The sequence below is a fragment of the Streptomyces sp. NPDC099050 genome (assembly GCF_044759865.1).
In the GTDB taxonomy this organism is placed as follows: Bacteria; Actinomycetota; Actinomycetes; order Streptomycetales; family Streptomycetaceae; genus Streptomyces.
Genome location: NZ_JBIWAE010000001.1, coordinates 627,419 through 640,147, shown reverse-complemented (window position 1 = coordinate 640,147; position 12,729 = coordinate 627,419). Strand labels below are relative to the sequence as shown.

12 protein-coding genes and 1 pseudogene are annotated in these 12,729 nt (G+C 73.6%); 6 read left to right on the top strand and 7 right to left on the bottom strand.

The window, feature by feature from the left end:
• Positions 1-487 precede the first annotated feature (487 nt).
• The gene (locus ACIQV3_RS02795) at positions 488-979 is read right to left on the bottom strand and encodes a GNAT family N-acetyltransferase (RefSeq protein WP_403709023.1); all 492 of its coding nucleotides are present in this window, start codon (positions 977-979) and stop codon (positions 488-490) included.
• A 182-nt stretch (positions 980-1,161) separates the two neighbouring features.
• Here ACIQV3_RS02795 and ACIQV3_RS02790 point away from each other — a divergent pair, with 182 nt between their 5' ends.
• On the top strand, positions 1,162-1,983 hold the full coding sequence (locus ACIQV3_RS02790) for a hypothetical protein (RefSeq protein WP_403709021.1): 822 nt from the start codon (positions 1,162-1,164) through the stop codon (positions 1,981-1,983).
• A 161-nt stretch (positions 1,984-2,144) separates the two neighbouring features.
• Entirely contained in the window at positions 2,145-2,816 is a 672-nt protein-coding gene (locus tag ACIQV3_RS02785) for a TetR/AcrR family transcriptional regulator (RefSeq protein ID WP_403709019.1), read from the top strand.
• A 49-nt stretch (positions 2,817-2,865) separates the two neighbouring features.
• Here ACIQV3_RS02785 and ACIQV3_RS02780 read toward each other — a convergent pair whose 3' ends face one another.
• From ACIQV3_RS02780 to ACIQV3_RS02770, 3 genes are all read right to left on the bottom strand, one after another.
• Positions 2,866-4,767 (bottom strand): ATP-binding cassette domain-containing protein, encoded by a 1,902-nt coding sequence (locus ACIQV3_RS02780; RefSeq protein ID WP_403709017.1) that lies wholly within the window; start codon positions 4,765-4,767, stop codon positions 2,866-2,868.
• A 523-nt stretch (positions 4,768-5,290) separates the two neighbouring features.
• A complete protein-coding gene (locus ACIQV3_RS02775) occupies positions 5,291-6,742 on the bottom strand; it encodes a sensor histidine kinase (RefSeq protein WP_403709015.1) in 1,452 nt (483 codons plus the stop codon).
• On the bottom strand, positions 6,735-7,412 hold the full coding sequence (locus ACIQV3_RS02770) for a response regulator transcription factor (protein WP_403709013.1): 678 nt from the start codon (positions 7,410-7,412) through the stop codon (positions 6,735-6,737). The genes ACIQV3_RS02775 and ACIQV3_RS02770 overlap by 8 nt, the downstream gene beginning before the upstream one ends.
• A 134-nt stretch (positions 7,413-7,546) precedes the next feature.
• On the opposite strand from ACIQV3_RS02770, the gene ACIQV3_RS02765 reads away from it, so the two are divergent.
• Entirely contained in the window at positions 7,547-8,275 is a 729-nt protein-coding gene (locus ACIQV3_RS02765) for a PepSY domain-containing protein (RefSeq protein ID WP_403709011.1), read from the top strand.
• A 117-nt stretch (positions 8,276-8,392) separates the two neighbouring features.
• Here ACIQV3_RS02765 and ACIQV3_RS02760 read toward each other — a convergent pair.
• The 3 genes and pseudogenes from ACIQV3_RS02760 to sigK all read right to left on the bottom strand — a co-directional run.
• Positions 8,393-8,608 (bottom strand): annotated as a pseudogene (locus tag ACIQV3_RS02760) (hypothetical protein); the annotation flags it as partial.
• A gap of 52 nt (positions 8,609-8,660) precedes the next feature.
• Positions 8,661-9,407, bottom strand: coding sequence for an anti-sigma factor domain-containing protein (locus ACIQV3_RS02755; protein WP_403709009.1), 747 nt, complete (start codon positions 9,405-9,407; stop codon positions 8,661-8,663).
• Positions 9,404-9,928, bottom strand: coding sequence for an ECF RNA polymerase sigma factor SigK (gene sigK, locus ACIQV3_RS02750; RefSeq protein ID WP_403709166.1), 525 nt, complete (start codon positions 9,926-9,928; stop codon positions 9,404-9,406). Before sigK ends, ACIQV3_RS02755 begins: the two co-directional genes overlap by 4 nt.
• 466 nt (positions 9,929-10,394) lie before the next feature.
• Here sigK and ACIQV3_RS02745 point away from each other — a divergent pair, with 466 nt between their 5' ends.
• The 3 genes from ACIQV3_RS02745 (at position 10,395) to ACIQV3_RS02735 (ending at position 12,726) form a co-directional block, all read left to right on the top strand.
• The gene (locus ACIQV3_RS02745; protein ID WP_267815317.1) at positions 10,395-10,634 is read left to right on the top strand and encodes a chaplin; all 240 of its coding nucleotides are present in this window, start codon (positions 10,395-10,397) and stop codon (positions 10,632-10,634) included.
• 537 nt (positions 10,635-11,171) lie between these two features.
• Positions 11,172-11,825, top strand: a complete 654-nt coding sequence (locus tag ACIQV3_RS02740; RefSeq protein WP_403709007.1) for a fasciclin domain-containing protein — start codon at positions 11,172-11,174, stop codon at positions 11,823-11,825.
• A gap of 283 nt (positions 11,826-12,108) precedes the next feature.
• Positions 12,109-12,726: an RDD family protein gene (locus ACIQV3_RS02735; protein ID WP_403709005.1), complete on the top strand. Its 618-nt coding sequence runs from the start codon at positions 12,109-12,111 to the stop codon at positions 12,724-12,726.
• The last annotated feature ends 3 nt before the right edge of the window (positions 12,727-12,729 follow it).

Here is a 12,729-nt window from a genome sequence, read left to right as displayed (position 1 = left end):
CGGCGCCGGCGGCCGGCCGGCCGCGTTCCGCACGTCGACGACGGGCTTCGGCGGAGCCACGGCGTGGCCGGGCTTCGCGGCATCCCCCGAGATCGGGGCGGCGGACGAGACGGAGAGAACGGCGGCGACAGCCATGGGGCCGGGGACTCCTCAGTGCGGGGGCCGACGGACAGCACGCGCTGCCGGTGATCCACACACTCGGTGATCAACGCCGTGCGCGCGCCGGGGACCCCGATGGGGTGATGCGCCGCTGTCGGTCCGTCACCCGTACGCACCAGGACCGGGTCTGTCGCCCCGTCCGGGCGTGCCGGGGGCCGGGCGCGACGCCGGGTTGGGTCGGACGCGACGCCGCGTTGGGCGGGGACGGCGCCGCGTTGGGCGGGCGCGACGCCGGACCGGGCGGGCACGGCGCCGGGGTAGGCACGCCGCCGGACCGGTCCGGGACGGCGCCGGGCGGGCACGCCGCCGGACCGGGCACGGCGGCCGGTCAGCCCTCGGCCGTGAGCGCCCGCCGGTAGGTCAGCCCGGGGCAGCCGGCCAGGACGGTCTCCCCCACCACCGTGAATCCGGTCCGCCGGAGCACCGCCGCCGATGCCGGGTTGTCCAGGGCCGCGGACGCGGTGAGGGCGCCGAGCCCGTACTCCGTTACGGCCAGTCGGCAGACCTCGCGGACGGCCGCGGTGGCCGCGCCGCGGCCCGTCGCCCGTTCGCCGATCCGGTAGCCGAGGTCGGCGGCGCCGTCCGCGACGTCCACCAGGTTGACGCGCCCGATCAGCTCTCCGGAGGTGTCCAGCACCAGGTGGAACCGGCACGCGCCGGTGTCCTGTTCGGCGAGCAGGGCGCGGTGGCGGGCGGCGAACTCCGCGAAGTACGCGTCCCCTCGGTCCGGTACCGAGCGGGCGAAGTACGCCCGGTTGTCCCGCTCGAAGGCCAGCAGGGCAGCTTCGTGATCGGCCCGCAGGCGCTCGAGTCGCAGCATGCCGGGCAGGATATACAGGCTGCTCGGACGCGCGCCCGCGGATTTCCGGGGGCTCCTCGGGGAACGCCCCGGGGGTCGGCGGTGGAGCCCTGATCCTGCCTCCCCGTCGCCGAATTGTGCGAGCGTGTGACGATCGGGTCCTGTCCGGGGGCTGGGACGACAACCGACCAAAGGGTGGGGAAATGAAGGCAGGAACAGTCACCACGGTCATCGCGGCCGCCGTGATCGTGACGGCGGGCCTGAGCGGCTGTACGACCGGCGCCGCCGTGGGCAAGAAGGCGGCCGACTCGGCGGAGACGCTCGTCTCGACGCTCGCCAAGGCCTCCGACGAGGCCTCCAAGGCGGGCTCGGCCGAGGTCGAGATGAGCGTGACGATGCCCGACACGGGCGGCAAGCCGGTGCAGCTGAACGGCGTCTACTCCTGGGGCAACGGCCTCGCGATGGAGGCGGAGATGCCGGCCAAGGACATCCAGATGGAGAATCTGGTCGCCGACGGCACGGTCACCTACCGGATCGTCCAGGGCGCGTACTACTACGGCATCGACCCGGCGCCGAGCGGCCCCTTCGCGGGCAAGACCTGGCTGAAGATAGAGGCCTCCGCCGTGCTCGGCGAGAAGGGCGCCGCCGGGATGACCACGGGCAACAACGACCCGACGGCCGGACTGAAGTCGCTCAAGTGGGCCACCGACGTCACCGAAGTCGGCCGGGAGGACGTCAACGGGAAGAGTTCCGTCCACTACCGGGCCACGGTGCCGGCGGACAAGCTGGGCGACGCCCAAGCGGTGTTCGGCGCGGTGGGCGCAGGCGGCGCGACCGAGCTCGTCTCGGACATCTGGGTCGACGACAAGGGCATGCCCTCGCGGCTGAACCAGACCTTCGGGAACGTGGTCGTCGACATCGACTTCCTCTCCTTCGGCCTGGCGAAGGACATCGCGGTCCCGCCGGCCTCGGACACGGCTGACATCACCGAGGCCGTCAAGAACGGCCGCTCGGCACAGGGCTGACGCGCGCGGGACGAAGCAGACGAGGCAGAGGAGACAGACGAGGCAGGCGGCGCGTTCGGTACGTACGTACGTACCGAACGGTTCGGTTCCTACACTGGCCCCGGTACGCACCTCCCCCGCAGGCCGACCGCAGGCCACCCGCACGTACGAAGGACTCCCCCATGGAAGCCGAGACGGCGAACGCCACCGACGCGTACGGCATCCCGGTCGTCCCCGCTTCCTCCGACGCCGTCCGGCGCAAGCGCCGGGCGATCGTCGACGCGGCGGCCGCGGAGTTCCTCGCCGAGGGGTACGCGGCCGCCTCGATGGACGCGATCACCAGTCGATCCGGGGCCTCCAAGGCGACGGTGTACAAGCATTTCGGCACCAAGGAGCGACTGTTCCTCGCCGCCATCGGCGGCATCCTGCGCGAGACCTGTGCGGGTCGCGAACCGGGCGGATCCGCCCTCGTGGAAGCCCCGGATCTGCGCTCCGCCCTGATCGCCCTCACCGGTGACTGGGCCGCCCTCCTGCTCCGCCCCGACGTCATGACGCTGCGCCGCCTGGTGATCGGGGAGATCGGCCGTTTCCCCCAGCTGGGCCGACTCTGGTACCGGGTCACGTACGACATGTTCAACGGGCCCCTCGTCGAGGCCTTCGCCGAACTCGGCCGGCGCGGAAGGCTCGACGTCCCCGATCCCGTGCTCGCCGTCCGGCAGCTCGTCGCCGCCACCGTCGGCGTCCCTCAGCTGGAGCACACCTTCGCCCCCGGCACCGAGACCGACCCGGCGGAGCTGATCCGCCTCGTCACCTCGGGAGTCGACCTCTTCCTGGCCCGCTACGCGGCTCCGTAGCCGCCCGGGGACGCGCCCCGCTCCGTGCGCGCGGAGCGGGGCGCGCGGGTCAGCGGTCCTGCGAGAGCCCGTACAGCTCCGCGAAGGTGCCGCCGAGGGCGGTCAGTTCGGCGAAGGTGCCGGTCTCGGTGACCCGGCCCTTGTCCAGGACGATGATCCGGTCGGCCAGCCGGCAGTTCTCCATCCGGTGGGTGACGATCATGGTGATCCGGTCCTCCTTCATCTCCTGCAGGCCGGTGAAGATCCGGTGCTCCCCGCGGGCGTCCATCGCCGAGGTGGGCTCGTCCATGATCAGCAGCCGGGGCCTGCGGTGGAAGGCACGGGCGCACGCCAGGCGCTGCCACTGGCCCCCGGACAGTTCGTGGCCGCCCCACAGGGAGCGGGCCAGGAGCGTGTCCAGGGCCTGCGGGTAGCCCTGGACCGCCTGGCGCATGCCGACCGCGTCGAGCGCCTCCCACACCGCGTCGTCACCGCGGGCGTCGGGCTGGCCGAGGGTGACGTTGTCCCGCACCGTGAACGGCCACTGCGCGTAGGACTGGGCGACCAGCCCGACGTGGGTCCACAGCGTGCGCTGGTCGTGCGCGCGGGTCGGGGTGCCGTCCCAGTACGCTTCCCCGTCGCTGGGGACCGTAAGGCCGGTCAGCAGGCGGATCAGGGTGGACTTCCCGGCTCCGTTCTCGCCGACCACCGCGATGATCTCGCCCCGGGACAGGGACAGGCTGACCGGGCCGAGCGCCGGCGTGTCCTTGCCCGGGTAGGTGTACGAGGCGTTCTCCAGGCTGACCTTCTCCGGCGGCCCCGCCTCCACCGCGCCCCGGGTGACGGCCCGTTCACGGGCCTGCTCCAGGAAGAGGCGGTAGTCCTCCAGGTAGAGGGCGTGCTGGAACATGGCGGCGCCGTAGACCACCAGGCTGGAGAGGGCCGAGGCGGAGGTCCGCATGGCGACGATGGCGGTGCCCGCCGCCGCCAGGGCCATGGAGCCGGACAGGACCAGCGCGCCCAGCGCGGCCCAGGTACCGAGCTGGAAGAGGCCGCCGAGGGCCGCGGCGAGGAGCGAGACCCTGAGGTAGCGCGGTGCGGAGCCGACGAGTTTGGCGTCGATGCGGGCGCAGACGGCGGCGTACCAGGCGTGCGCGTGGGGGCGCATGGAGTTGCAGCGCAGCTCGTCGCCGAGCTTGTGCGTGGTGAGGTACCAGCGCATCATCCCGCGGATGTTGCGGGAGGCGATCGTCTCGTTGTGGAGGGCGTAGTCCAGGCGGGCGGCGATGACGGCGCCCACGCCGCGCGGGACGACGGAGAGCAGGAGGAGCGGCATCAGGACGGGGTGGACGACGGCGAGGACCCCGGCCACCGCCACGAGGTTGACCAGGCCGTTCAGGAAGGCCATCGCGTCCTTCACGAGCATGGAGGAACGGGCCGCGCCGATCTCGGCGGCCTCCGAACGGTCGGAGAACGCGGGCTCGTCGTAGGCGGACACCTCCACGTCCATGTGGGCGTCGACCATGTCGAGGTCGGCCGTGGTGGCCAGGCGCGGGGTGAGCCTGCGTGCCGCGCTCCCGGACACGATCTGGCCGGTCGTACCGGCTCCGGCCGCGACGGCGGCCACGGCCAGCGGCCAAGCGGCGTCGGCGAGGCGCTCATGGGCGCCACCGCCGGTCAGCAGCGGGCCCATCGCTTCGGCGACGGCCCCGAGGGAGACGGCCGTACAGACCCCGGCGAGGATCTGGCCCGCCAGCAGCCCGGCCGCGGAGGCGCGGTCGAGCCGCCAGGCCATCCGCGCGGTCTGCGCCAGGGCGGCGGGCAGCCGCGCGGCCATCGCGCGGAGCGAGAGCTGCTCCATGACCTTCTGGTGCGCACCGAAGGCGAACGTGAACTCGGGTGGGTCGGCGGGCGCCGGGGCGCTCGGCGCCGCCGGTCCGCCCTGGGCGCTGCGTGCCGTCTTCTCAGCCACGTGCGGCTCCTTCACGTCGTCGTCGAACAGCGGCGGTTCCCGCGGACCGGACCGGACCGGGCCTCGCCGGACCGTTGAGGGCACGGCGAAGCGGGGCCGCGATGCGTCCCGGGGAACCCCCCGCGTTCGGTCGGGGTGGTCGAGTGAGGGAGTACATCCGAGCCCGGAGCCCGGAGTAGCGAGAACCGGCCTTCGTCGCGGACCCGCGGGAACGGGCGCGCGAGGCACGCGGGGACGGGGGTCCGGAGCGGGCCCGGGAGCCAGAACGGCCTGTTCCTGACGGAGCGCGGGGGAAATGCCTTGCACGCCCCCGGCTCACGCCGGGAGGCTCTGCGGACGGGGTGCCCTCCGGCACATGATGCTCCCGGATCCCCAAGGGCGGCCGCGGCCCCTCGTCGCGGCCGGCTGCCGCGGGTGCCCGCGCCGGTAGCGGCGGAGGAGGAAGCCGCGCGGGACGCGGGACGCTGGCCGGTGTGCTGCCGGGCGCCTCGGGGAGCCGGGCGGCGTCACCGGCCGGACGTCGTCAGGGGCCGAGCGGGAGCGTGGCGACCAGGTGCGCACCCTTCTGGGAGTCCCGGACGGCCAGGGTGCCGCCGAGGCGCAGGGCGATGTCGCGGGCAATGGCGAGGCCCAGACCGGTGCCGCCCTCGTCACGGGCGCGGGCGTCGTCGAGGCGGGTGAAGCGTTCGAAGACCCGTTCGCGGTCGGCGGGCGCGATGCCCGCTCCGTCGTCGGTCACCTCGAGTACGGCCTCGCCCCGGGGTTCGTCCACGCGCAGGACGAGGGTGACGCGCCGCTCGGCGTGCCGGTGGGCGTTGTCCAGCAGGTTGGTGACGAGCCGCGACAGCCAGATCGTGCTGCCGCGGACCGCGATCCCGGAGGCGATGTCCGCCCGGACGGGGACGCGCTCCCGGGTGCGCGTACGGGCCGCTTCGCGGACCACCTCGGTGAGGTCGACGGCGGTGGCGGGCGGCGGCTCCGAGGTGTCGAGGCGGGCGAGCAGGAGCAGGTCGGCCGCCAGGTCCTGGAGCCGTACGGTGTCCTCCAGGGCGCCGCTGACCAGTTCGCCCCACAGCTCGGGGTCCGGGTGGGCCTGTGCGACCTCCAACTGGGTACGCAGCACCGTGATCGGGCTGCGCAGTTCGTGCGAGGCGTCGGCGATGAAGCGGCGCTGGCGGATGCCGGCGGCCTCCAGCCGGTCCAGGGTCGCGTTCATCGTGACGGCGAGCCGGGCCACCTCGTCGCGGGTGGAGGGAACGGGCACCCGGCGGTGGAGTTCGCGGTCGCCGATCTCGGCGACCTCGGCGCGGATCGCCTCGACGGGCCGCAGGGCCCATCCGGTCACCCGCCAGGTGATCATGGCCACGACCAGGACGAGCAGCGGGACCACGACGGCCAGCACCGCCATGATCGTCGCGTCGGCGGTGTCGGCGTCCCGGAGCGAGGTGCCGGCGTAGACCGTGACCAGGCCCTTCGCGGTGACGGTGGTGACCTGCACGACGCGCTGGCGGTGTTCCTGGCGGACCCTGCCGCCCTTCCAGGTGTCGCGGACCGTGCCGGGTGCGACGGGCGGTTCGGGGACCAGGGCGGGACGGCCGGAGAGGTTGGGGCTGGATGCGAGCACACGGCCCTGCCCGTCCACCACCTGGATGAAGTCCGATTCGTGCCCCGGGGCCGGTACGGGCTCCAGTTGCCCGGTGGCCGCCAGCGCGGCCACCTTGACGGCCCGCCGTTCGGCGTCGGCCTGGGCGCTCCTGGTCATGTTGGTCTCCAGGGCCCCGAGCAGGGCGACGGAGGCGACGCCGAGGGCCAGGGCCACCACGGCGGACGCGCCGAGGGTGGCCTGGGCGCGGACGGACCGCGGACGGAGCCGGGACGCGGCCCGGCGCAGCCGGGGCGTGAACGCGCGGGGGCGGTGGGCCCGGTCGGTCTCGTTGTCATGGCCGGTCTCGTGGGCCCGGCCGGTCTCAGCCACCGTCGGCCGCCAGCCGGTATCCCGCGCCGCGGACGGTTTCCACCGCGGACCGGCCGAAGGGCGCGTCTATCTTCCGGCGCAGGGCGCTGACGTGGACCTCGACGACATTGAGGTCCCCTTCGTAGGCGGCGTCCCAGACGTGGTCGAGGATGTCCCGCTTGGGTACGACCTCGCCGGCCCGGCGCGCCAGGTGCACGAGCACTGCGAACTCGCGCGCGGTCAGCCGGGCTTCGACGCCGCCGCGCGTGCAGCGCTGCCGGGCCGGGTCGACGAGGAGGTCGCCGAACTCCATGACCTGGGGGCTGCGGCGGCCGGTGCGCCGGATCAGGGCCCGCAGGCGGGCCACGAGGACCACATAGGAGAAGGGCTTGGAGAGGAAGTCGTCCGCTCCCGTGTCCAGCGCCTCGGCCTCGTCGTACTCGCCGTCCTTGGCGGTGAGCATGAGGATGCCGGACTCGCAGCCGGCCGCCCGCAGCCGGGCGCAGACCCGGTAGCCGTTGAGGCCGGGCAGCATGATGTCGAGCACGATCGCGTCGTAGTCGTGCTCGCCGGCCATCCACAGGCCTTGCGGGCCGTCGTGTGCCGTGTCCACAGTGAAGCCCTCGGCCCGCAGACCACGTTGCAGGGCGGCGGCCAGCCGCCGCTCGTCCTCGACCACCAGTACGCGCATGGTGCAAGGTTCTCAGGTCGCGCCGCGGGCTTGCTGAAGGGTTCTTCAGCTCGCTTCAGCGGGGCTTCAGCATCCTGCTCGCAGGATCGGCCGAGCCGGGCGAACTCCGCCCGGAGAACCCGAGGAGCATCCAGATGACCCAGTCCAGTCCGCAGCCGCCCGAGTTCCCACCGGCCGCTGTTCCCGCCGAGGGCGGCGGCGAGGGCGCCGGCGACCCGGCCGGCAAGGCGGCGGGGCGCGGCGCCCGGATAGCCCGTTTCACCCGGTTCGCCCGTCAGGGCCGGGGCCGCTGGGTGGCCCTCGGGCTCGTGGTGGTGGCGTCCGCCGGAGCGGGCGGCGCGGTGGTGGCCGTGGCGGACCACGAGCACGACGTCCGCCGCACGCGGGCGGAGCGGATGTGGGACCGGTTCGACGTAGAGCGGGAGGGCGGGGGGAGCATGGCGGCGCCGGTGCCCGGGCACCCCGTAAAGCCCGGCGTGCCCGGCGAACCCGGAAAGCCCGGCCTGCGGGGTCAGAAGGGCGAGCGGTTCGCCTTCCCGCCGGCCGGACCCGACGGAGTGCCCGGCGGGACGACCGACGGGATGCCCGACGGCAAGGAGAAGTTCCTCCGGGACGGGCCCGACCGGGCCCCCGTACCCCTGCCGGCGCTTCCGGCGGCCCAGGCCCTGGAGAAGGCGGAGGCCGCCGTGCCCGGCGGCAAGGCGGAGGCGCTGCGCGTGGTGGCCCAGGAGGGCGGCGGCAGTGCCTGGCGCGTGGTGGTCCTCGGCTCCGACGGGGTACGGCACGCCGTGACCCTGGCCGGCGCCGACGGCACGGTCACGAGCAACACGGTCGCGGGCAAGGGCGCCGGAGCGGCCCGCTGAGCGGACGCGAACACCCGCCCGGTGTCCCGTACGGCCGCGCCGGCGGTACGGAGCACCGGGCGGACGGCGTCGGGCCGCCGGCGAACCCCCGCCCTCGCCGTACGCGCGCACGGCCTCGGCGCCCAGCGGCTCGGCGCCCTCGCGCATCCGCACCCACGCCATGAGCTCCTCCCCGTACTTCGGGTCGGGTACCCCGATCACCTGGACGTCCATGACGTCGGGGTGGGCGTGCGGGAACTCCTCGACGGACGACACGAACGACGCAGACGGCACATGGACCCCCCAGGGCTCGGTGGCGGGCGCCGGAGCGCCGTCGCTCCGGTGCCCCCTCATGATCCACGCGGCCCGCGGCGGGGGCCGGACCCGCCCGGGCACTCCGTTCGGCCTACGCCGGCAGGGCGAGCAGGACCAGCGGGCTGGTCGTCGGCTGCGGGGATCCCCCGGCGGGCTCCAGCGTCAGGCCGACCGCCGTGGCCGCACCGAGGTCGCCCTCCAGCACGGCGGCCCCGTCGCCGGTGAGGAAGCCGGCCGGGCGCATCGTGTCGCCGTCGGCCAGCCAGAGCTGGTACCTACGGCCCTCCCCGGCGGCCGGCAGCCGGTCGGCGAGGAACACGGCCCGGTCCCGTGCGGCGGAGGTGATCACCGTGGCGGCGGCTCCGCCGCTGGTGCGGCCGTGGACGGTACGGGCGTCCGGGGCGGTGACCACGGCCCGCAGCTCCTGGCTGCGCGCCTCGGCCTGCCGGGCCTCGGTCCGGGCCCGGTCCGCCTGCACGCCCTCGTACAGTGCGGCGCCGCCGAAGAGCGCCGCCCCGACGAGGGAAGCGGCGACCACGAAGGCACCGGTCTTGCGCGGCAGCCGGTCCAGGAATCCGGCCGCCCGGCGGACGCCGACCCGCGGGGGCACCTGGCGGACCGTCTCGATACGGGCGAGCACCGCCGCCTTCAGCTGCGGCGGGGGCACGAGGGCCACGGCGGCGGCCAGCCGGCCGGCCGTGGCGGAGAATTCCGCGACGTCCCCGGAGCACGGCGCGCAGCGGGCCAAGTGCCGGGAGAAGGACTCCTGTTCGCCCGGGCCGAGCGCGTCCAGTACGTAGGCCGCGGTGAGGGTGTGCAGTTCTTCGTCGTGCTTCACGTGGTCACCCCCATGCAGTCGCGCAGGCGGATCAGTCCGTCGCGCATCCGGGTCTTGATCGTGGGAAGAGGAGTCTGGAGGGTCTCGGCGACCTCACGGTAGGTGAGCCCCTGGTAGTAGGCGAGGGTGACGGCCTGGCGCTGCAGCTCGGTCAGCCGGCGCAGGCAGCGTTTGACCTGATCCCGTTCCAGCCGGGTCTCCACCTGTTCGCTCACCTCGTCGAAGGGCCGTTCCTGGCCCCGTACGCCCATGTCGTGCTCGCGGTTGGCCGAGGCCTGGGCCGAGCGGACCCGGTCGACCGCCCGGCGGTGGGCGATCGTGGCCACCCAGGCCATGACGCTCCCCTGGTCGGGGCGGTAGCGGGCGGCCTGGCGCCACACGTCGATCATCACCTCCTGGGCGACCTCCTCCGACTGCGCGCGGTCGCGCACCACCTTGACCGCGATGCCGAAGACGGTTCCGGCCACGGCGTCGTACAGAGCGGAGAAGGCGTCCTGGTCGCCCTGCGCGACGCGCGCCATCAGCTCCGCGAGTTCGGCCGCGGCCGATCCGGGCCCGGCGGCCGGGCCCGGTCCGCTGCCCGGGCCCGGTCCGGGGAAGCGCATCCTCTCGGGGTTCACCTGAGCGGCCTCCGTGTACGGCCGGGCACGGGCGGGCACGCCGGTGCCGCGAGTGGTTCTCGCCGGTCCATCCATCGCATGAACGATCCTTCGTGGCAGGCGCACCTGTTTCCCCGTCCGCCGGGGCCGCGGTGCGCGCCGGGTCCTTGCTGTCTCACCCTGTCTTCGGAGCCGGTGCGCGAACGGATTGGCCGACATACACGCGAAAGGGCATCCATTCGGGGGAACCGTCCCCGCGGGACCAAACCGCGCCGTGGGTCCGGGCCGAAGGAGGGCTGCGGGCCCGGTTCAGGGGCCGCCGCGCGGCGGGTCACGGGGGGAAGAGACCCCGGAGTCCGCCGCCGCACAGCCAGCAAGGAGATCTGTCGTGTCGCGTGTCCTCAAGAGTGCCGTACTCGCCCTCGCTTCGGGCGCCCTTCTCGTGGGCGGGGCCTCGGCGGCCTCGGCCGACGCCGGAGCGCAGGGCGTCGCCGCCTACTCCCCGGGGGTCGGCTCGGGCAACCTGATCCAGATCCCGATCCACATCCCGATCAACGCGTGCGGCAACTCGATCAGCGTGATCGGGCTGCTCAACCCCGCGTTCGGCAACACCTGCGTCAACGCCTGACGCAGGACCCGGGCCGCAGTCTCCGGCCCGCCGCCGGCAACGGGGCGGCGGCGGGCCGGTGGTCGTGCGGACCGGCGGGGAGCGGGTCGCCGCTCCTGAGCGCCGCCGGGACCCGTAGGACCCGCGCGGGCGGCGGCCGTCGGCGCCGCCGCCCGCGTGCGGGGCCCTACGGGGTGGATCCGTAGGGAGCCGTGCCGGACGGAGCAGTGCCGTCCAGCGCGATGTCGTCAAGAGCGATGCCGTCGCATGCGATGCCGGACGACCCTCGCACAAAGGTCAACACACCAGCAGATCTTCACTTGATCGGATGACCGGCCCATCCGGAAGCGATCCCGCGCCGAAGGAGAGTCGTGAGCGTCAGCCGAAGGACAGTCGCCCGGATCACGGCCCGGGCCGTGACCCTCCGCCGGGGTCGCGCGCGCCCCAGCCGTGTCCGGCGCCCACCGGCCGACCGAACCGAGCCCGTTTCTTGACCACTTCACATACTTTCGCCCTTCCCTTCCGTGTGTACCGATTCCTTCTCTGGAGAACAACATCATGAGCACCCTGCGTTTCCGCCGCACCGCCCTCGCCGTCGCGACCGCGGCCGTCCTGCCCTTCGCGCTGGCCGCCTGCTCCGACGCCGACTCGGGCAAGGACTCGGCCGCCGGTGCGTCCGCCGCGGCGAGCGCCGACGCCTCTTCACCCGCCGCGGACGCCTCGGCGCCGATGACGGCGGACGGCCCCTTCGGCGCCGCGTGCGCCGGCGTCCCGAAGGAGGGCGCGGGCAGCTTCGACGGCATGGCCAAGGACCCGGTCGCGACCGCGGCGTCCAACAACCCGGCGCTGTCCACCCTGGTGGCGGCCGTCAAGCAGGCCGGGCTCGTCGACACGCTCAACAACGCCCAGGGCATCACGGTGTTCGCGCCGACCAACGACGCCTTCGCCAAGATCCCGAAGGCCGACCTCGACAAGGTCCTCGCCGACAAGGCCACCCTCACCAAGATCCTCACGTACCACGTCGTCGGCGAGAAGCTGACCCCGAAGCAGCTGGAGAACGGCTCCTTCTCCACCCTGGAGACCGGAAAGGTGACCACCGCCGGCTCCGGCGAGTCCTACAAGGTCAACGGCACGTCCAACGTGGTCTGCGGCAACGTCCCGACCGCGAACGCCACCGTGTACATCGTGGACACGGTCCTGATGCCGAAGTAGCGGTGGCGCCGAACCGGTGACCCGCGGGGCCGCCGGTCGTTGTAGAAGCGGTCAGCGAAGTGGCCCCATGGAGTCCCGGACCCGTCCTCAGGGTCCGGGACTCCATGCCGTGTCCACCGAAACGTCACTTGGTCGGCACATGGGGCGGCGGATTGGACAAGTGGCCGATGTTACTAACACCATGGCCCCCGCAAGTTCGCGGCTGCGCAGGGGGCAACCCGCTCGTCCCACGTCCCTCCGCACGTGCCGCTCGTCCCCGCCACACCCCTGGAGAGACTTCGCCATGAGCTTCGGCGACCCGAACAACCCCTACGGCCAGCAGCAGCCCCCGCAGGGTCAGCCCGGCTACCCGCAGCAGGCCCCGCAGGGTGTCCCCCCGCAGTACGGTTACCCGCAGCAGCCCATGGGTGTCCCCCCGCAGCAGCCGTACGGCGCGTACCCGCCGGCCGGCATGCCGCCCATGCCGGGCACCGGAATGCCGCCGCTGGCGCACTGGGGCCTGCGCGTCGGTGCGTTCTTGCTGGACTTCCTGATCACCGTCGTCCCGATGTACGCCATCGGCTTCATCGACCTCGCCCTGAGCGATGACGGGGGCGCCTCCGGGCCGGGCGTCTTCTTCCTGATCGGCTTGCTCTACACCATCGGCATGGGCATCTTCCAGCTCTACAAGGAAGGCACGACCGGCCAGTCGATCGGCAAGAAGGTCGTCGGGATCAGCGTGCGCCGCGAGGCCGACGGCAACGTCCTCGGCTTCGGCATGGCCTTCGTCCGCAAGCTCGCGCACTTCCTCGACAGCCTCGCCTGCTACGTCGGCTGGCTGTGGCCGCTGTGGGACGAGAAGAAGCAGACCTTCGCCGACAAGGTGTGCAGCACCGTCGTCATCGTGGTTCCCAAGGGCTGACCC

Bases quoted from the DNA above. Each gene is read 5' to 3' on its own strand.
- ACIQV3_RS02765 (WP_403709011.1), top strand. From the start codon at position 7,547: ATGACCCAGTCCAGTCCGCAGCCGCCCGAGTTCCCACCGGCCGCTGTT.
- sigK (WP_403709166.1), bottom strand. From the start codon at position 9,928: ATGGCGCGCGTCGCGCAGGGCGACCAGGACGCCTTCTCCGCTCTGTAC.
- ACIQV3_RS02795 (WP_403709023.1), bottom strand. From the start codon at position 979: ATGCTGCGACTCGAGCGCCTGCGGGCCGATCACGAAGCTGCCCTGCTG.
- ACIQV3_RS02770 (WP_403709013.1), bottom strand. From the start codon at position 7,412: ATGCGCGTACTGGTGGTCGAGGACGAGCGGCGGCTGGCCGCCGCCCTG.
- ACIQV3_RS02735 (WP_403709005.1), top strand. From the start codon at position 12,109: ATGAGCTTCGGCGACCCGAACAACCCCTACGGCCAGCAGCAGCCCCCG.
- ACIQV3_RS02790 (WP_403709021.1), top strand. From the start codon at position 1,162: ATGAAGGCAGGAACAGTCACCACGGTCATCGCGGCCGCCGTGATCGTG.
- ACIQV3_RS02740 (WP_403709007.1), top strand. From the start codon at position 11,172: ATGAGCACCCTGCGTTTCCGCCGCACCGCCCTCGCCGTCGCGACCGCG.
- ACIQV3_RS02785 (WP_403709019.1), top strand. From the start codon at position 2,145: ATGGAAGCCGAGACGGCGAACGCCACCGACGCGTACGGCATCCCGGTC.